Source organism: Chondromyces crocatus, from assembly GCF_001189295.1.
GTDB classification, from domain to species: domain Bacteria; phylum Myxococcota_A; class Polyangia; order Polyangiales; family Polyangiaceae; genus Chondromyces; species Chondromyces crocatus.
Genome location: NZ_CP012159.1, coordinates 1,532,914 through 1,551,394 on the forward strand (window position 1 = coordinate 1,532,914; position 18,481 = coordinate 1,551,394).

Sequence of the window (18,481 nt, forward strand, 5' to 3'; positions counted from 1 at the left end):
ATTCTCCTGATCTCAAGCCTTCGCCGCGCGGGTCGCGGCCACGATCTTCTGAGCACCGTCGGACATCGACGACGCAGACTGGATGGCGAGGCCACTCTCGTCGAGCATCTTGCGGCCCAGCTCGACGTTCGTACCCTCGAGCCGCACGACCAGCGGGACCTTGAGCCCCAGCTCCTTGGTGGCCGCGATGATGCCGCCCGCCACGACGTCGCAGCGCATGATCCCGCCGAAGATGTTCACGAAGATGCCGCGAACGTCCTTGCTGCTGAGGATCATCTGGAACGCCTTGCTCACCTGCTCCTGCGTGGCGCCGCCGCCGACGTCGAGGAAGTTCGCGGGGCGACCGCCGTAGTGCAGGATGATGTCCATGGTCGCCATGGCGAGGCCGGCGCCGTTCACCAGGCAGCCGATGTCGCCTTCCAGCGAGACATAGGAGAGGCCGGCCTTCTTGGCCTCCAGCTCGACGGGATCTTCCTCGTCGGGATCCTGCAGGCTGTCCCACTCGGGATGACGGAACGAGGCGTTGTCGTCGAAGGTGATCTTCGCGTCGAGCGCGACGATGTCACCGGACTTGGTGACGACGAGCGGGTTGATCTCGAGCAGCGAGCAGTCCTCGCCGACGAAGGCCGTGTAGAGCGACGTCATGAGCTTGTGGAACTTGCGCTGCAGCTCCTTGGCTCCGAGGTCGAGCGCGAACGCGAGCTGTCGGATCTGGAAGCCGGAGAGGCCGAGGACCGGGTCGACGTGGATCCGGATGATCTTCTCGGGGGTGCTGTGCGCGACCTCCTCGATGTCCATGCCGCCAGCGGTGGAGGCGATGATCGCGATCCGGCGGAGATCGCGATCGACCAGCAGGGCGAGGTAAAGCTCGCGGTCGATGTCGAGCCCTTGCTCGATGTAGAGCCGCCGGACCTTCTGCCCCTCGGGGCCGGTCTGCGGCGTGATGAGCTGCATGCCCAGGATTTTCTCTGCGAGCGTTGTGGCCTCTGCGGCACCGCCGCGCGCGACCTTGACGCCGCCGCCCTTGCCGCGACCTCCTGCGTGGACCTGCGCCTTCACGACGACCGTGGAGTTGCCTGTCTCCGCGATGAGCCGCTCCGCGATGGGTCCCACGTCGCCGACGTTGAACGCGGCCTCGCCCTTCGGCACGGGGACGCCGTATCGGGCGAAGATCTGCTTGCCTTGATACTCGTGGATTTTCATGAGAGAGGGCGCGACGCTAGCACAGTCGAGGTGCCCGCAGGGCAGGAGGAACGGCCGCGTGACGAGATCGACACTGGCCCGTGTTCGGCGGCGGGCTGCTGAGGGCGCGAGCTGGTGCGGGCGCGTGCGATGGTGGAGTTCCTCTGTCTTTGCCGGGCTCGCGCGCACCTGCATGGCAATCGCCGCCCTCGCTCCCCTCGCTCATTGCGGTGGCGCGCCAGAGCCCCATCCGCCGGCGGTTGGGGCCGCTTCGACGGTTCGTGACGAGACGGCCGCTCGTCGTGTCGCGCCACCTGAGGCCACGGCCTCGGCGCCGGTGCCGGTGCCGGTGCCGGTGGAAGAGGCATCTGAGGCTCTGCCGCAGGCGCCGTCGATGTGCCCGGAGGGGATGGTCTTCATCGACACGATGACCTGTCCGAAGGTCCAGCTCGAGTGCGTGAAGCAGGAGTACAACAAGGCCAACCGGATCACGATCTGCCACGAGTTCGCGCCTGGTCAGGTGTGTCTCGAGAGGCCGAGGCGGCAACGTTTCTGCATCGATCGGTACGAGTACCCCAACCAGGAAGGGGGACATCCGCCGGTGATGGTGAGCGCGTACGACGCGGTGGATGCCTGCGCTGCTCTCGGGAAGCGACTCTGCTGGGAGAGTGAGTGGGTCGCGGCGTGCGAGGGGCCAGAGAAGCTACCCTTTCCTTACGGGCTCAAGCGCGACCCGGCGCAGTGCAACATCGACAACCCGTGGCGTGAGCCGAGCCTCGCCAGGATTTACGCGACCGATCCTGCCATCCGCGGCCCCGAGCTCCTTCGGCTGGACCAGAGCGTGCCGAGTGGTGCGAAGAAGGGCTGCGTGAGCGGCTTCGGTGTTCACGATCTGACCGGCAATCTCGACGAGTGGGTTCACGCCGAAGAGCCTCGAGGTCGATCGCGGTGGGCGGGACTGAAGGGGGGCGCTTGGGGTCACGTGCGCAACGCCTGCCGGCCGATGACGACCAGCCACGCGCCGGAGTTCACCTACTACTTCATCTCGTTCCGCTGCTGTGCGGACGCCGCGCCCGATACGGAGACGACCACGGGGCCGACTCCCTGGGTGCCGCCTCCGCAGGCTGGGCGCCGTTAGCTGACGGGCGTTTCGTCATCAGGGTGGGCGCTGCGGGAGTGCAGCACCCATCCGTCGAGGGAGCGTTGAGGGATCAGCGGTAGCGCGTCGCCATGGAGCGACCCGCGCTTTGCCCGAACGGGCTCGCCGTGGACAGCGGGCGGGGACGTCGAGCAGCCGTTGCCGCCGCTCTGGCACGGCGGGCTGCCTCCGCGGGGGTCTCGGCCGCCTCTTCGCCCTCTTCCTCATAACGAGCGCTGTAGGGCGGCGGTTCGGGTCGTGCAAAGCTCACGCCCGTGTAAAGGCCCGGCACGGTGCCGAAGTTGTAGCGAGAGACCTTTGCTTCCAGGCCGACTTTGAAGCCGTCGAAGATCGCCGCGGAGACTCCCGCGCTGGCCACGATATCGGGGACGATTCCGTCGTAGGCTGGGTAATACCCCCAGAGGGACCGATTGTCGGGATCGATCGCGCCATGGATGCGGAACATCGGGTGGATCGGCTCGGAGGGCAGTACGTTGAGCGTCACTCCGGTGATCAGGTTGAAATAGTACTTGTCCAGCGTGGCTTCCTCGAACGAGCCGATGAGGGAAGGCGCGGCCTCGATGTCGATGGTCAGGTACTCGTGGGGATAGAATTCGAGATTGATGTTGAAGCCGTAGAACTTCAGATTGGGCATCGCCGAGAAGCCCGACCAGGTGGAAAAGTGCTCCTGGAGGGTCGTGATGCCAAAGCCGGCCTTCATTCCAGCCCAGGCTTCGATCTCGTTGACGCCATCCCCATCGAAGTCGTGCGGGAAACAGTCGGCCCAATCGAGATCGCAGCCGCCGAATGCGAAGATCTCGTAGCCATTATCGAATGCCCACGCCAGCTCCAGCCCAACTGTCCGGCCTGGTGTGACGTTGTAATTGAGGGATCGGGTGGGAAATGGGTTGACCCAGGGGTCCCAGTCTTCCAGGCCGATCATGCTGGTGACGATGCCACCGCGGATCCGCAGCTTGTCGAGGCTGTACTGGACCATTGCCCATTCGGGAGGTCCAATCTTGAAGCCTGGCTCGAGTTCAGACCAAGGGGGTGAACTCCAGAAGCCGCCGAGTGGCTTGATCGAGTCATTCGATGCAAGCTGCACATCGAAGTCCACCCGGACATACCAGGGCCCACTTTCCATCCGAAAAGCGATCTCGGCTTGAGCGTGCGCCGAGAAGCTTTCAGGGCCGGTACCCGTGGGGTAGCGTTCCGCCGCTACCAGCATGGAAGAGCCGCCGCCGAGCCAGAAATCGATGTCGGCAGGCATTGCATGTGCGAGGGGTAGCAGTGCGAACCTCCTTCGCCATGCAGGGTAGGCAAACCAGCGCCTGCCGAGCAAGGGAAATGACCCCATTTGCGTGCTCGACGGTTCGAGTGAGATGCGATGTAAGCTTAAGCAGTCTCTGCACAGCAACGAGCAGCGCCGCTGCTTTGTTCAATTCTATGCTGCGCGCTGAATTTGCCGACGGCAGGCCACGTTCGTCGAATTGACGTAGCCCGACGTTCAGCCGTCGCGCTGGCTCACGCGCACGGTATCAGCACCGAGCTGCGCCAGTTTGCGTTCCATGTGCTCGTACCCCCGGTCGAGGTGGTAGACGCGGAGCACCTCGGTCTCCTCTGCGGCGACCAGTCCCGCGATGATGAGAGAGGCGCTGGCGCGCAGGTCGGTGGCCATCACCGAGGCACCCGAGAGCGGGTGGCCTCCGTGTACGTGCGCCGTGTGGCCATCGACGTCGATCTGAGCGCCCATGCGCACGAGCTCGGGGACGTGCATGAAGCGGTTCTCGAAGATCGTCTCGGCGATGCGTGATGTTCCTCGTGCAAGACACATGAGGACCATGAACTGCGCCTGCATGTCGGTGGGGAAGCCCGGGTGCGGGGCGGTGGTGATGTCGACGGGTCGGAGAGGGCGGTCCGCGTCGCGGCGAATGCGGACGCAATCTCCTTCCCGGCCGACCTCCACGCCTGCCTGGCGGAGCTTTGCGGCGACGGCCTCCAGGTCTTCGAGCGGCGCTCCTTCGAGCAGGACGTCGCCGCCTGCCGCCGCTGCCGCGACCATGTAGGTCCCCGCCTCGATGCGGTCGGAGATGATGGCGTGGTCGAACGGCTCGAGTTCGTCGGCGCCTTCGATGTGGATGACGTCCGTGCCAGCGCCGCTGACGCGAGCGCCCATCTTGTTGAGCACACGGCCCAGCTCTTCGACTTCAGGCTCTCGCGCGCAGTTGACGAGCGTGGTCCGGCCTTTGGCCAGTGCGGCGGCCATCATCAGGTTCTCGGTGCCGGTCACCGTCGGGAGGTCGAAGACGACCTCGGAGCCGCGAAGGCGCTTGCATTCGGCGACGATGTACCCCCGCTCGAGCCGGATGGTGGCACCCATGGCTTCGAGTCCCTTGAGGTGTTGATCCACGGGTCGGGTGCCGATCTGGCAGCCACCCGGGAGGGAGACTTTGGCGCGTCCGTGGCGCGCCAGGAGGGGGCCCAGGACGAGCACGCTGGCGCGCATCTGCTTGACCAGCTCGTAAGGGGCCTCGGGCCGGACCTGGGACCCAGCATCCACCCGTACCAGGGGCGGCGCGCAGTCCACAGGCCTGCCGAGGAACCGGAGCAGCGCCGCCGTGGTGTCGATGTCACGGAGCGCCGGGACGTTCCGGAGCAGGCTCTCGCCATCGGACAGGAGCGTGGCGCACAGGATCGGCAGAGCGGCATTCTTTGCTCCGCTGACGTGAATCTTGCCGGAGAGGCGCTGCCCTCCCCGGATGCGGATGGCGTCCATGAGAGCCGCTATGTCATAGCTGGCCCGAAAAGGCACGTTTTGGGCGCTCCTTCGCGGAACGTGTACTACGCTGCGCTGGCGCATGCGACCGAGCGCCGCCTTCATCGCCCTTGGCCTCTTGCTGACCTCTGCGCTGTCATCGACCGAGGCGTGGTCACAGCCCTCCGTCGATATTCGTGGCTTCCGTGCTTCCGCGGATCCCGGAGCCGGCTTGTACCTGGAGCCAGCAGCGTCACCAGCCACGGGCGATGTCAGCGCTGCAGCGTGGTTGAGCTACGGTCACCGGCCCATCGCGTTGCAAGATCCCGTGACCGGGGAGAGTCGGTTCCGGGTGCTGAGCCACCAGCTCAGTGGCGATCTCGCCGCGAGTGTGGGGATCGCCGAGCGGCTGACGCTTGGGTTGGACTTGCCCGTGATCCTGTACCAGGGCGGGGATACGCCGAGTGCGGCATCTCGGCAGGTGCTCGGGACGAGCGCCATCCCGGCCCAGTCGTTCGGGGATCTGGGAGCCGTGGCGAAGTTCACGGTTCTCAAGCCCACGCGCGGTGAGTTCGGGGGGGTCGCTCTGGCGCTCCATGAACGGCTGACGCTACCTACGGGGAGCGAGGCCTCCTACGTGGGCGAGGGCGCCGTGACGAGTGAGACGCGGCTGCTTGCGGAATACAGGCTGGTGGCGTTCGGGATTCATGTCGCGACGGGCATCAAGCTCCGTGCTCAGGAAGGGCAGGTGGCCTGTGCGGACGTCACGTCGCTGGAAGCCTGTCCGGCTCGGTTCGGTCACGAGATCCCCTTCGGATTCGGGTTGACGCTGAAGCCTCAGGTGTTCGGCATCGACAAGGAAGGCCGACTGACGTTCAGCCTCGAGACGCACGGTTACGTCCCTCTGGCGCCGATCGCTCCCTTTCAGAGCAGTCGCGTGGCGGCTGCACAGGTTGGCCTGGGGGCCCGCTACACGCTGGGCAGCGTCTCGTTCCTCGTCGGAGCCGAGACGGCGCTGATCGGCGGTGTGGGCAATCCGCCTCTGCGGGCCATGCTGTCGGTGGCGTGGGCACCCCGGGTGCGCGATGCGGACGGCGATGGCATTCCTGATGATCGAGACGCCTGCCGTGAGCTTCCGGAGGACATGGATGGCTTTCAGGACGACGATGGCTGTCCTGAAGGCGACAACGATGAAGATGGGGTGGTCGATGAGGAGGACCAGTGCCCCACCGAGAAAGAGGACGAGGACGGCTTCGAGGACGAGGATGGCTGTCCGGACCCGGACAACGATGGCGATGGGGTGCTCGACGTGGTGGATGCCTGTCCCGACGAGCCTGGCCCCGACAGCAAGGACCCTGAGAGGCGAGGTTGTCCTCTCGGTGACGCCGACGGTGACGGGATTCTCGATACGGAGGATCTCTGCCCCGAGGAGCCAGAGGACAAGGACGGCCATCGCGACGAAGACGGCTGTCCGGATCCGGACAACGATGAAGATGGGTTCCGCGACGAGATCGACGCGTGCCCTGACGAGAAAGGGGTCGACAGCCTCGATCCCAAGGAGAGAGGGTGTCCTGATCCCGACCCCGACAGGGATACGATCCTCGCTCCGATGGATCGCTGCCCCGAGCAGCCCGAGACCTGGAACGGGGTCGACGATGACGATGGCTGTCCCGAAGATGATCCTCGCAAGCGGCTCAAGCCGTTGGTCGTCGTGAGAGATGGAAAGCTGGGCCCCGTCGTCGAGATGTCCGCGGCAGTGCGTTTCACACCGAACAACCAGGTGGAGCCGGCGAGCAGACCGCTGCTGGCGGCTCTGGCGACCGAGCTAGGGCAGCGCCCCGCTTGGCGTGTGCAGGTCGGGGTACGCCCCAGGGCGGGTGATAACGAGGGCGAGAGAGCACGCGAGCAGGCCTCGGCCGTCGTGAATGAGCTGCGTCGCATGGCGCGGCGGGCTGATGTCGCCAGTGTCTCGTCCTGGAGTGACGTGAAAGATGCTCCGCGTGCAGCGGCGCATGGGATGGGATTGAGGATCGTGACCGAGGGTCGACAGGTGCCGAAGCGCGAAGTTCAGGAAGGCAAGCCATGAGTGTGCGTGGCAAAGGCTCGGATGAGGACATGCACCTCGGGAGCAGCGCTGCGGAGGGGGCGGGTGCGCTCTCGCAGGACACGCCTCCCGAGCGAGCGCTGCGCGTGAACTGGGAAGAGAAGACGCGCGCATCGCCCTACCCCATCAGCCGGCTTGCTCCGCCTCATGGGCTCATCGACATGGCGCGCGAGATTCAGCAAGCCGACGCGATGCTGGGTGCGGTGACAGGGGCGAAACTGGAGGTGCTGGCACGGCAGATCCGGCTGCTGCAGGAACAAGCGCGCACCCTCCTGGAGAGCGCCCAGCGCGACGGGGATCTTCATCGGGTCGCCTGCAGTTTCAAGAAGCGACCGGGGCAGGTGTACTATCTGTACCAGCGCGCTGAGGGGAGCCGGTACTTCTCCATGCTCTCGCCCGAGGACTGGGGGCCCAACCGCCCTCACGAGTTCGTCGGCGCGTACCGGCTGGAAGCAGACATGTCGTGGACCGTCGATGGATCGTTCAACGACTAGGCTCTGTACACTCTGAAGTAGGGGCCCACAGGTCCGAACGCTTCCGATGCCCGCGTCCCCTGCGCTCTTCGCAGCTCGCGTTGTCAGGAACGGGGGACGAACTCGAGGTGCGCTGTGGCGAGCGATCCGGTGAGCCGCCGACGGGGCGGATTCACCTGTCGACGCGAAGCAGCACCTTTCCGAAGGGGAGGTTCTCTTCCAGCAGCTTGTGAGCCTGGGCCGCTTCTTCGAGCGGGAAGACGCGATCGATGATCGGCTGGATGCGCTTCGCGGCAAGCCAGGTTCCGATGGGTCGGGTGAGCTGTTTCGCCGCTTCGATCTTCTCTTCGAGCGGCCGACTTCGGAGCACCGTTCCGATGATCTCGAGGCGTCGCCGGAGGACTTCTCGTAGATCGATCTCGGTGCGTGCTCCTCCCGTGAGGCCGACCAAGATGATGCGTGCCTTCGAGGCGCAGGCACGCACGTTTTCGGCGACGTAGCCCCCGCCCACGAGATCGAGCACGACATCGACCCCTCCTTTTCCAGTGGCGTGCAGCACCTCGTCGGCGAAACGACCGTCACGGGGAACGATGCCCACGTCGAGACCCAGCGAAGTCGCGCGCTGCAGTTTGTCTTGCGTGCGCGAGGTCCCGATCACGAATGCGCCGATCGCATGCGCGATCTGGACGGCAGCGGTACCGACGCCGCTCCCGGCGGCGTGGATGAGCACCTGTTCGCCCGCGGAGAGTCGCCCGCGATGCACCAGGGCGTCGTAAGCCGTCACGAACGCTTCAGGGATGGCTGAGGCTTGCTCGTCGGTGATGTCGGTAGGGGTAGGGGACACCTCCCTCTCGTGCACGACGATCTTCTCGGCGTAGGCTCCGCCTCCGACGAGACCGTAGACACGAGCCCCAGGGGCGAACCGGCTGGCACCTGGACCCACGGCGTCGATGACGCCTGCATACTCGAGGCCAGGAACATCAGGAGGTACACCTGGAGGAGGGGGGTAGTGCCCTGCCCGCTGCAGCAGGTCCGCCCTGTTCACGCCGGCATAGCGGACTGCGATCCGCACGTGGCCATGAGGGACCTCGGGCTCCGCGACCTCCCTCAGTTCAAGAACTTCGGGACCACCCGGGGCGCGGATCACCATCGCACGCATCGATCACTCCTCTGGTGGCATGGGGGGTGGGAGGATGCTTCTCCGCACGAAGTACTCCACCCGCTCCGTCTCGACCACGCCGTCTTCTGCATCCTCTGCGGGTCGTGCTGGCGCTCCGCTCAGGCCGAGGACGAACTCCATCTGTACCTGTTCCAGCGCATCGAGCATTGCAGAGGCGTCCGCAAAGCGGTCTTCCCGATTGAGCGCCACGGCGGTCATCGCCACCGCGTCGAGGCTCGGTGGGATGTCCGGTCGGAGCATGCGCGGGCGGATCATCTTGACGCGCTGGATCTCGGTGAGAAGTGCTGCGGGCGAGTGCGCCTTGTAGGGGAGCTGGCCCGTGAGCATCACGTACAAGATCATGCCGACCGAGTAGATGTCGGCTCGAACGTCCAGATCACGGACCCCTTGAGCCTGCTCTGGAGCCATGAACGCCGGTGTGCCAGCAATCGTGGGTGCAGTTCCGGAGTTCGAGGCTTCGTTGACGGCCTCTGCGACACCGAAGTCAAGCACCTTCACCGTGAGCGGCCCGCGCTCTCCGCCAACGAGGCACAAGTTGTCCGGCTTGAGGTCGCGGTGGAGGATCCCCTCTGCGTGCGTGACCACGAGCGCGCTGAGCACCTGCGCGGTGATGTCGACGGCAAGCGTGACAGGGACCTGGCGCTCACGCGCGAGCCGCTCGGTCACGGTCTCGCCCTCGAGCCGCTCCATGACGAGGTAAGGCGTGCCATCCTCGAGCGTCCCGAGATCGTACACTTCGACGATGTTCAGGTGGCCGAAGCGTCCAGCGAGTGCGGCCTCCTTGTGGAACCGCGCGATGGCCGTCTTGCTGTGCGCGTACTGCGTACGAAGCGTCTTGATCGCGACCCGGCGCCTCAGACCTACGTGGATGGCGTCATAGACCATCCCCATGCCGCCCTTCGCGATGACGTCCAGGATCCGATAGCGACCATGGAGGAGCCGTCCCACCAGGGGGGCGTCCTTCGTGGGTCGAGGCTTGTCATCCTCGAAGTCAGGCGAGGCCGCTGACTCGGGAGGCCAGGCGGTTTCGTGGCGGCCGCTCCGAGGAGACGGTGACGAGGGAGGCGCGACGCTGGGAGGGCGGACGACCGGGGTACCGTGGATGGGGCAGAGTACGGTGTCCGAAGGGTGTGGAAGTCCGCACGCCTGGCATCGGATGAAGTGCTGCGGCGGCATCAGGACCCGGTCAGAGTAGAGTTACCTCCGCCCGTGCAGCAAGGTCGTTCGGGGGTGTCCAGTGGACCATGTAGGCTGCCGTGCAGGGGCGTGTCCAGCTCGAGTGGTCACATGTCCGGCCCGCAGGCGACCGCCCGTGGCGCCTGAGGCGACCGCCCATGGCGTGTAGAGCTGCCCGCAACGTGTAGGTAGAGCGGAGAGGCAGAGGAGATGAGTCTCCTGAGGGCTCCCCGGATGTTGGACGGTGGCGCGCGGAGAGGCGCAGCCGGGTTGGATCAGAACGCAGCTTACGGTAGGCTGGCCGGCGGCAGCGCGGAACCTCACGTGATTCGATTGCGTGCAGGGCCGTGCCGAGCCTCGTGGCCCGCAACCGCCACCTCCGAGGCATCGCAGGGTGTCCGGAGGATTGAACTCCTGAGCAGGCAAGGGAAAGTCCTTCCGAATCGTACCAGCGGTAGGGGCCACCAGGTAGGATGGGGAAAGAGACAGACGGCATGAGCACAGCGGAAAAGTTTCCCGAGGAAGCACCGGCTGGCGGAGGGGAAACAGATCCGCTCGTAGGGAAGGTCTTGAACGAGAAGTTCAAGATCCTCTCTCTGCTCGCGACGGGGGGCATGGGTGTCATCTATCGCGGGGTGCAGCTCGCGCTGGGTCGTGCCGTGGCGATCAAGGTGCTCACGCCGACCACGGCCTCTTCCCAGATCGACCCCAACTTTCATAAGCGCTTCTTCCTCGAAGCCAGCATCCTCGCGCGCCTGCAGCACCCGAACATCGTCACCGTGTTCGATTACGGCCGTGTCGAGAACATGGAGCCGGAGCGCTACTTCATGGCGATGGAGTTTCTCGAAGGCGAGACGCTCTTCCGCAGGATGAGGAAGGCGAACCGCATCGCTCCTCTCGAGGCGATGAGCATCGCCCGGCAGGTGGCCCGCGGACTCCGCGAGGCGCACAAGCACGGCGTGGTCCATCGTGACCTGAAGCCCTCCAACATCATGCTCGTTCCCGGCGAGGACATGGGCGAGCTGGTGAAGATCCTCGACTTCGGGCTGGTCAAGGTCGTGGCCGACGATTCCGAAGAGCTGACACAGCAAGGCTCTTTCCTCGGCTCGCCGAGGTTCATGTCACCGGAGCAGATCTCTCACGGGAAGGTCGATCTGCGCACGGACGTCTACTCGCTGGGCGTCATCCTCTACCAGATGCTCTGCGGCAAGGTGCCCTTCGAAGCGGCAAATTCCGTGCAGATCCTCATCGCGCATCTCCAGCAGCCCGTACCGCCGATGCGAGAGCGCAATCCAGAGGCGGATGTTCCCGAAGCGCTCGAGGCGTTCGTGATGCGCTGCCTGTCCAAGGACCCAGACGGCCGTCCAGTCAACATGGACGCCTTCATCAAGGGGCTAGGAGAATGTGCGCAGTCTCTGGGGCTGAACACCTCCTTCGGCTCGACGGGGATGGTGACCATCGACTCGGGAGGCCTCCGGGCACCGACGCCGATGCCTCCGGTGCGGGTCATGGCCGCCTTGCCGGCGTCAGGCGCCAGCGCAGACGCCGGGAGCGCCGCGGGCCATGCGTCCGGAGCTGCTGTCGCTGGACAGGCGCTGGATGGGTCGACGCACGCGCCATCTCAGGGGCGCGGGAAGGTCATCCTTCTCGCGGTTGGCGTGGTCGCCGTCGCCGGCATCGCTCTGGCGATCGGCCGACTCTCTTCCTCTACGGAATCCTCGGCGCCTCCCGCGCCACAGCCGACGGAGTCAGTCGCGGCTGCGCCTCTGAAAGATCGCAGCGCGTTTGCGTTGATGATCGAATCGATCCCCTCCGGAGCCGAAGTGGCCGAGGATGGAAAGACGCTCGGCACGACGCCGCTCCAGCTCTCCATCAACAACGAAGCGGTACGCGAGCAGCCCCGTCGCCTGACGGTGCGGCACGAAGAGTACGAACCTTATTCGGTCGTCCAGGGGCCTTCCGAGCAATCGGTACGCCTCGTCGCGACCTTGACGAAACGCGGGACGCCCGCTCCGACGAGCGCTCCCGCGGTCGCTCCTGTCAACCCTGGCCCACGGCCGTCCCGCGTGACGTCCAAGCCCGCGGCGACCTCTGAGCCGACGACCACACCCCCACCCCGGCCGCTGGACATCAAGATCGAACGATGACTTTCCGACGCTACATCCGGCCCCTCGCAGTAGCCACCCTCCTCGCTCTGTACAGCCCGGAGGTCCGAGCTGACGACCTCGCAGACGAGGCAGATCTCCACTTCTCCCTCGCGACCGAGAAGTATGCGGCGCGGGATTTTCGCGGTGCGCTCGAGCACTTCCTGATTTCCAACAGGCTCGTCCGCAACCGAAACGTCGTCTTCAACATCGCTCGTACGTACGAGCAGCTCGCGCAATATCCGGATGCCTTCCGGTATTATGTGCAGGCGCTCGAGCTCGAGCCGGACGCGTCGCGCAGGCCGCTCATCGAAGAGGCCATCGCGCGAATCAAGCCGAACATCGCCGTGCTGAACGTGGTGACCGATCCCCCCGGTGCCACGGTCTACATCAACCGGCGTGACCTCGGACCGCGTGGCAACACCCCGCGGCTACTCGGCTACCAAGGCGGCAACTTCAAGGTGATCGTCGAGCTCGATGGCTACGAGCCCGAAGAGGTCGACGGCATCCAGGCGCGGCCCGGAGAGCAAAGGACGATCAGCCTGAAGCTGAAGCGTATCGTCGGGACGGTGCGCGTCGTCAGTGAGTCCGTCGGCGCGACGGTTCGGGTCGACGATTCTACCAGCGCTCCCGTGTGCGTTGCTCCTTGCGACCTCACGCTGCCCCCAGGCCGCCACCGGCTCTATCTGACTCAAGAGGGGTATCAGACCTCGGAGCAGGACGTAAACGTGGTGGCGCGGCAAGAGGTGCTCGCGCGGTACAGGCTGAATCCCCTCTCCGGCAGCCTCGTGGTGAACGCCGACGAGCGCGACGCGCTGGTCGAGGTCGACGGAAAGCCGGTCGGCTTCACCCCCGCCGTCTTGAGCGTCCAGAGCGGCACGCGAAAGGTGCGTGTCTCGCTCCGTGGGTTCCGCCCTGTAGAGCAAACGGTCAACGTCGTGCCCAACCAGCAGACGCGGATCGACCTCTCTCTGCGCCAGCTGGAAGAGGTCGAAGCTGCTTCGCGCGTGGCCGAAGCCGTCGAGGACGCGCCTGGATCCGTAACCATCATCTCCGGCCAGGAGCTCCGCGCGATGGGTTATCCCACCATCGCCGAGGCGTTGCGAGGCACGCGCGGTCTCTACACCACGTACGACAGCTCCTATACGTGGCTCGGAATCCGAGGCGTCCAAATCCCGGGCGACTTCGGAAACCGTACCCTCATCCTGCTCAACGGACAGCCGACCAACGACAGCTGGTCGGGTATCTCGTACATCGACTTCTCCGCTCGAACCGACCTCGAAGACGTCGAGCGGATCGAGGTGGTCCGAGGTCCTGGCTCGGTTCTGTACGGTACCGGCGCGTTCACCGGTGTCGTCAACGTGGTGACCAAGGGGCGACCGACCTCGCTGGGCGCAAGCGTTGGCGCCAGCTCGGCGGAGAACAGCGTGTTCCGCGGTCGCGGCGCTGTGCAAATACCGTTCGGTCGTGACTCGGGCGTGTGGATGTCGGTAGCCGGCGGGCGTGGGCTCGGCCGGGACTATTATTTCCCGGACCTCGCCGCTCAGGGCATGCCTGCCAACTCGCGTGGCGGCGATGATTTCAACATGGGGACACTGCAAGGCAGACTTTGGGTCAAGTCACTGTCTGCCCAGTGGCTCCTCCATTCGCGCTCCAAGGCCGTTTCCACAGGCATCGTGGGAACGGGAGTTGGCGACGACCGAACGCGCTATCGCGACACCCGCGGCCTCGTCGAAGTCAAGTTCGAGCCTCAGTTCTCTCGTCAGTTCGGGATGATGGCGCGCGTTGCCTACAACTACATCAACTATCGCGGTCAGCTCAGCTACGAAGCCACGGATCAGTTCACGCACATCGCGGCGGAAGAGATCTTCAATGGTCAGTGGGGCGTCGGTGAGCTGCGGTTCGTCATCACGCCCATCCCCCAGCTACGCATCACCGTCGGTGGCGAGACACAGCTCCACTTCATGGCTTCTCAGCGTGGCGAAGAAACCGACTGCTATGTCAATGGCGCTTGCGACACCTATCTCTACTTTCCTGAGCGGCCGTACAGCAGGGATGCCTTCGACAAGCACCCGTATCAGATCTTCGCAGGCTACGCCCTCGTCGACGTGATCCCATCGGACAGGATCCGTATCTCTGCTGGTGCTCGTATCGACCAGTACAACTTCCAAGCGGTCGACGACTTCCCCTCTTACGGCTTCTCGTCGCTGCCCAGCCCGCGCCTCGCGGTGGTGGTCAAGCCTTACGAGCAAGGCAACCTGAAGCTGCTCGGTGGTCGCGCATTCCGTGCACCCAGCGTTTCGGAGCAGTTCTACCGGAACAGTGCCATCGGCTGGATCACGCCCCTTGCGAATAATCAGCAGCTCGAACCAGAACAGATCTGGAGCGGTGAGCTGGAGTTCACGCACCGGTTCTCGACGACGGTGTCGGCCACCGCAGCAGGCTACCTGACCTATCTCGATAACCTGATCGCGCAGGCTGCCGTCCCGCTCGTCTACAAGAACAGCGCTTCGGGTATTCTGGTGGCTGGCGGCGAGGTCGAGCTCCGACGTGACTGGCGCCAAGGCTGGATGGCGGCCGCTTCGTACTCCTTCTCTCAGGCTCGTTACACCAACCAGGACGAAGCTCCCTACGTCAACGTGCCGAATTCTGTGCAGCACATGGGCTCGCTTCGGGGCGCCATTCCCCTCTTCGGAAAGCTGCTCGCACTGGCAAGCAAGATTACCATCGAAGGGCCTCGATACGATGCAGTGGCCGCGGATCAGCAGCTGACCGATCCGGCCTTCATCTGGGACCTGGTGCTCTCCGGACAGCTCGACCGCGGTGGTCTGTCGTATAACGTCGGTGTTTACAATCTGGCCGACTGGCGTTACTCGCTACCGCTCGGTCCGGATTTCACCCCGAGACGCCTGCCCCAGAACGGTCGGACTTTCCTGGCCTCAGCGAACTTGAACTTTTGAGCCGTTCACGGGTGCACGTACAGGGGGGGAGGGGTGGTAGGGTATCACCGCCGTCCACCCCCCATGCCCTCTCAGAACCAGAGTTGCGATTTACACGCTGCGTCTGGCCTGCGTTTGCTGTACTCATGACACCCGATCGACCGTACACTGAGTGGTCGGCGAATCGACCGCGAGATTCCGAGGCCAACCTGTTCCTGAAGGTGTGGCCGAGGATCAACCAATGAGCCCGCTCGTCCCCGACTTCATCCTCCAGCAGGACGCTCTCGGCAAGACCGAGGGGAGCCTCACGGCGGCGGTCCTCATCGTCGACATCTCGGGTTTCACCGAGGTCACGGAACGCATGATGGAGCACGCCCGATCAGGGGCCGAGCTCCTTGCAGAGACGCTCCGGTTCTATTTCGATCCGCTGATCGCCGCCGTCCATCTGGCAGGTGGTTTCATCGTCGGCTTCGCGGGAGACTCTTTCACGGCGATTTTTCCGGAGACTCCCGAACGCAAGGTGGCGGAGTACACGCTCGGTGCGGCCATCGCGATGCGTCGTTTCTTCAACGAGCATCCAGAGCGGCAGACGCCACACGGAAGCTTCCCCTTCTCGTTCAAGCTGGCGATCACTTGGGGCCTGGTCGAGTGGGGAATCGTTCGTGTCTCCAATACACGCGCCTACCACCACTTCTTCGGCTCTGCGATTCAAGACTGCCTCTCGGTCATCCGGCACGCGCATCGGGGAGACATCCTGATCGACAGAGCGTTCTGCGATCGGATCCCACCAGCGAGCGCGAAGGCGGTGCAGGACGTCGCTGGAAGCTACAAGCTCAGCGCCGAAGTCAAGCTGGCCCCTCGGGATCCTGTTCCCCGTTCAGACGTTGCTGGCGATGGTGCTGCGTTCTTGCCGCCAGGTGTCACGGACATGCCCTTGGAGGGCGAGTTCCGCAATGTCAGCAGCGTGTTCCTGTCCTTCGACAACCTCCACAGCCTCCCGGAGCTGACGCGCCTCTTGCATGAGCTCGGAGAGCTGTATGGGGGCACCTTCACAGGGATCTACCTGGGTGACATGGGGATGAGCGCGCTGGTCCATTTCGGTGCGCCGATTGCCCACGAAAACGATAACGATCGTGCGCTCGATTTTGCCCTCGAACTGAAGAAGCGCGGCCTTCGGTCAATGCGCCTCCGCGCCGGCATCACGCGTGACGTTCGCTATGCCGGTTTCAATGGCGGCACGGAGAGCCGAGAGTTTGCGTGCCTCGGGCGAGCGACGAATCTTGCGGCGCGTCTCGTCATGAAGGCGCCCTGGGGGGCGATCTGGGCTGACGAACAAGTCTTTCGAGCAAGCGAGACGAGTTATCAGTGGACCACTGAGAACATTTTTCGGTTCAAAGGGTTCGAGCTTCCCATTCTCGTCTATTCGCTCGAGCGACGGCGCATCTCGGTCCAGAAAGAGTTCTACGATCTCGGTCTGATCGGCCGTGAGTCCGAGCTCGAGCAAATCGGTCGCGGAATGCAGCCGATTTTTGAAGGTCGCTCGGCCGGTGTCGTTTACATCGAGGGCGAGCCTGGCCTTGGCAAGAGCTACCTCGTTCAGCGTTATCGTCACAAGCTGGAGGAGCAACAGGGAGAGCGTCCGTTTTTGTGGATCGACGCTCGGTGTGATCAGACCCTGCAAAGCTCACTCAATGCGTTCGAGTTCGCGCTGAAGGAATACTTCTGGGAGTCCTCGGCGATTGGTAAGGAGGAGAAACTCACCAATTTCGAGGATGCGCTGGAGTATCTGCTGGAGCGGCTGCCGGAGAGCCAGGCCGCACTACGCCGAGAGATCGAGCGAGCGAAGTCCATCTATGCCGCGCTGATTGGCATCCGATGGGACGACTCCCCCTATGAGCGCCTCCATCCGAAGCTCAGGTATACGAGCACGCTCTCTGCGCTGAGCTTCGTGTTCCTCGCCGAGTGCTCGCTTCAGCCCGTCATCCTTCATCTCGAGGACGCACACTGGGCCGACGAGGACTCTCTGGAGGCCGTTCGCGTCATCCTCCGGGCTTGTCGTGGGTTGCCGATCGCCGTGCTGATCACGACCCGGCGCAAAGACGACGGTACGCCCGTACGGATTCCGCTCGATCCAGGGACCGCCGAGCACGTCGTCGAACTCAAGCCCCTGTCCCGAGACCAGCTGCTGGCGCTCGCGGTTCCCTTCTTCGGAGGGCCGATGCCAGACATGCTGGCGACGCTGCTCTGCGAGACCGCGGGTGGTAACCCGTTCTTCGCACAGGAGATCCTCGCGTTCTGGCTCGAAGACGGGCGGTATGGGTCGAGTTCGAGTTCGATCTCCATCTCGAACACGTTCATGCCGCCGAAGAACGTCAACAGTCTTCTGATCTCGCGCCTGGATCGGCTGGACGCGCGAGTGAAGCAGACAATCGTGGCGGCCGCGGTGCTGGGTCGAGAATTCGATCTCCGTGTGCTTCGAAAGATGCTGCCCGACCAGTCGGTGCTCGAAGAGCACGTGCGCGTCGGAGAGGCGCAGTGCATCTGGTCCGGGATGAACGAGCATCGCTTCCAGTTCAGCAACGCCCTCCTGCGGAACGCGGCGTACGAAATGCAGTCGCGCGCTCGTCTTCAGGAGCTGCATCGCCTGGCGGCGGAGGCCATCGAGGGGCTTTACGGAGAAGACCTCGAGGATCAACTGGTGGCCCTTGGGCGGCACTGGCGCCGAGCTGGTAAGATCGACCATGCCCGGCGCTACTTCCTGGCGGGTGCCCGCAAAGCGGCTGCACGTTACGCTCACGAAGAAGCGACTCGCCTCTACCGGGTCTATTTCAAGCTCTCACCCGATCCGACTCCCGAAAGTGTCGTCGTGAGGTACGAGTTCGCGAGAGATGTGCTGGAAGCCCGCGGCAGGTTCCAGGAGGCGCGCCAGGAGCACATTCGGGTGCTCACCGAGGCGCAAAAGCTGAGGGACCGCGCGACGGAAGCGCTCGGGTTCCTGGGTCTGGGCAGAGCCCACTGGGCGATGCAACAGCCCGACGAGGCACGCACCTACTGGGAGGAGGGGCTGATCGCTGCTCACGAAGGAGGAAACCTTCCGACCGAAGGCATGCTCCTCGGCAGCTTGGCCACCATCTACGCTCAGCAAGCACAGTTTGAAGTGGCGCGCGCCCACTACACACGCGCAATTACGATCGCACGTCAGATAGGTAACCGCCGTGAGGAAGGGCGCCTCCTCACCGATCTGGCCAAGCTGCATCGACAGAGTGGAAGACTCGGCGATGCGGTTACATGTCAGGAACAAGCGGCAGCAATCGAGCGTGATCTGAGCGCGGGCGTCGCGTGATCGCTCACGAGGCTCACCTGTCCCACCTCTGAACTTGCGTTGTCGGC

The 18,481-nt window shown here is 64.5% G+C and carries 11 protein-coding genes; 6 read left to right on the plus strand and 5 right to left on the minus strand.

Features of this window, described 5'->3' with window-relative positions:
* Positions 1-12: 12 nt before the first annotated feature.
* Complete coding sequence (sucC, locus tag CMC5_RS05740; RefSeq protein WP_050435733.1) at positions 13-1,203, minus strand: ADP-forming succinate--CoA ligase subunit beta; 1,191 nt, start codon at positions 1,201-1,203, stop codon at positions 13-15.
* Positions 1,204-1,537: 334 nt separating this feature from the next.
* On the opposite strand from sucC, the gene CMC5_RS05745 reads away from it, so the two are divergent.
* On the plus strand, positions 1,538-2,320 hold the full coding sequence (locus CMC5_RS05745) for a formylglycine-generating enzyme family protein (protein WP_156338247.1): 783 nt from the start codon (positions 1,538-1,540) through the stop codon (positions 2,318-2,320).
* Between the two features lie 73 nt (positions 2,321-2,393).
* Here CMC5_RS05745 and CMC5_RS05750 read toward each other — a convergent pair whose 3' ends face one another.
* Both CMC5_RS05750 and murA read right to left on the minus strand, forming a co-directional pair.
* Positions 2,394-3,590 (minus strand): hypothetical protein, encoded by a 1,197-nt coding sequence (locus tag CMC5_RS05750; RefSeq protein WP_050429467.1) that lies wholly within the window; start codon positions 3,588-3,590, stop codon positions 2,394-2,396.
* A gap of 237 nt (positions 3,591-3,827) precedes the next feature.
* Entirely contained in the window at positions 3,828-5,096 is a 1,269-nt protein-coding gene (murA, locus tag CMC5_RS05755; RefSeq protein WP_050429468.1) for a UDP-N-acetylglucosamine 1-carboxyvinyltransferase, read from the minus strand.
* Positions 5,097-5,178: 82 nt separating this feature from the next.
* Here murA and CMC5_RS46370 point away from each other — a divergent pair, with 82 nt between their 5' ends.
* Together CMC5_RS46370 and CMC5_RS05765 are read left to right on the plus strand one after the other, a co-directional pair.
* Complete coding sequence (locus CMC5_RS46370) at positions 5,179-7,161, plus strand: thrombospondin type 3 repeat-containing protein (RefSeq protein ID WP_063796219.1); 1,983 nt, start codon at positions 5,179-5,181, stop codon at positions 7,159-7,161.
* On the plus strand, positions 7,158-7,673 hold the full coding sequence (locus CMC5_RS05765) for a DUF2452 domain-containing protein (RefSeq protein ID WP_245678315.1): 516 nt from the start codon (positions 7,158-7,160) through the stop codon (positions 7,671-7,673). Before CMC5_RS46370 ends, CMC5_RS05765 begins: the two co-directional genes overlap by 4 nt.
* Before the next feature lie 151 nt (positions 7,674-7,824).
* Here CMC5_RS05765 and CMC5_RS05770 read toward each other — a convergent pair whose 3' ends face one another.
* Positions 7,825-8,811: an NAD(P)H-quinone oxidoreductase gene (locus tag CMC5_RS05770; protein WP_050429469.1), complete on the minus strand. Its 987-nt coding sequence runs from the start codon at positions 8,809-8,811 to the stop codon at positions 7,825-7,827.
* Between the two features lie 3 nt (positions 8,812-8,814).
* Positions 8,815-9,780, minus strand: coding sequence for a serine/threonine-protein kinase (locus CMC5_RS05775; protein WP_245678316.1), 966 nt, complete (start codon positions 9,778-9,780; stop codon positions 8,815-8,817).
* Positions 9,781-10,502: 722 nt separating this feature from the next.
* Between CMC5_RS05775 and CMC5_RS05780 the strand changes: the two genes are divergently transcribed.
* The 3 genes from CMC5_RS05780 (at position 10,503) to CMC5_RS05790 (ending at position 18,434) form a co-directional block, all read left to right on the plus strand.
* On the plus strand, positions 10,503-12,155 hold the full coding sequence (locus CMC5_RS05780; protein WP_050429471.1) for a serine/threonine protein kinase: 1,653 nt from the start codon (positions 10,503-10,505) through the stop codon (positions 12,153-12,155).
* A complete protein-coding gene (locus tag CMC5_RS48335; RefSeq protein ID WP_050429472.1) occupies positions 12,152-15,112 on the plus strand; it encodes a TonB-dependent receptor domain-containing protein in 2,961 nt (986 codons plus the stop codon). The genes CMC5_RS05780 and CMC5_RS48335 overlap by 4 nt, the downstream gene beginning before the upstream one ends.
* A 220-nt stretch (positions 15,113-15,332) precedes the next feature.
* The gene (locus CMC5_RS05790) at positions 15,333-18,434 is read left to right on the plus strand and encodes an AAA family ATPase (RefSeq protein ID WP_050429473.1); all 3,102 of its coding nucleotides are present in this window, start codon (positions 15,333-15,335) and stop codon (positions 18,432-18,434) included.
* Positions 18,435-18,481: the final 47 nt, after the last annotated feature.

Excerpts from the sequence above, each read along its gene's own strand:
- CMC5_RS05750 (WP_050429467.1), bottom strand. The coding sequence starts at position 3,590 with ATGCCTGCCGACATCGATTTCTGGCTCGGCGGCGGCTCTTCCATGCTG.
- murA (WP_050429468.1), bottom strand. The coding sequence starts at position 5,096 with ATGGACGCCATCCGCATCCGGGGAGGGCAGCGCCTCTCCGGCAAGATT.
- CMC5_RS46370 (WP_063796219.1), top strand. The coding sequence starts at position 5,179 with ATGCGACCGAGCGCCGCCTTCATCGCCCTTGGCCTCTTGCTGACCTCT.
- CMC5_RS05780 (WP_050429471.1), top strand. The coding sequence starts at position 10,503 with ATGAGCACAGCGGAAAAGTTTCCCGAGGAAGCACCGGCTGGCGGAGGG.
- CMC5_RS05790 (WP_050429473.1), top strand. The coding sequence starts at position 15,333 with ATGAGCCCGCTCGTCCCCGACTTCATCCTCCAGCAGGACGCTCTCGGC.
- CMC5_RS05770 (WP_050429469.1), bottom strand. The coding sequence starts at position 8,811 with ATGCGTGCGATGGTGATCCGCGCCCCGGGTGGTCCCGAAGTTCTTGAA.
- CMC5_RS05765 (WP_245678315.1), top strand. The coding sequence starts at position 7,158 with ATGAGTGTGCGTGGCAAAGGCTCGGATGAGGACATGCACCTCGGGAGC.
- CMC5_RS48335 (WP_050429472.1), top strand. The coding sequence starts at position 12,152 with ATGACTTTCCGACGCTACATCCGGCCCCTCGCAGTAGCCACCCTCCTC.
- sucC (WP_050435733.1), bottom strand. The coding sequence starts at position 1,203 with ATGAAAATCCACGAGTATCAAGGCAAGCAGATCTTCGCCCGATACGGC.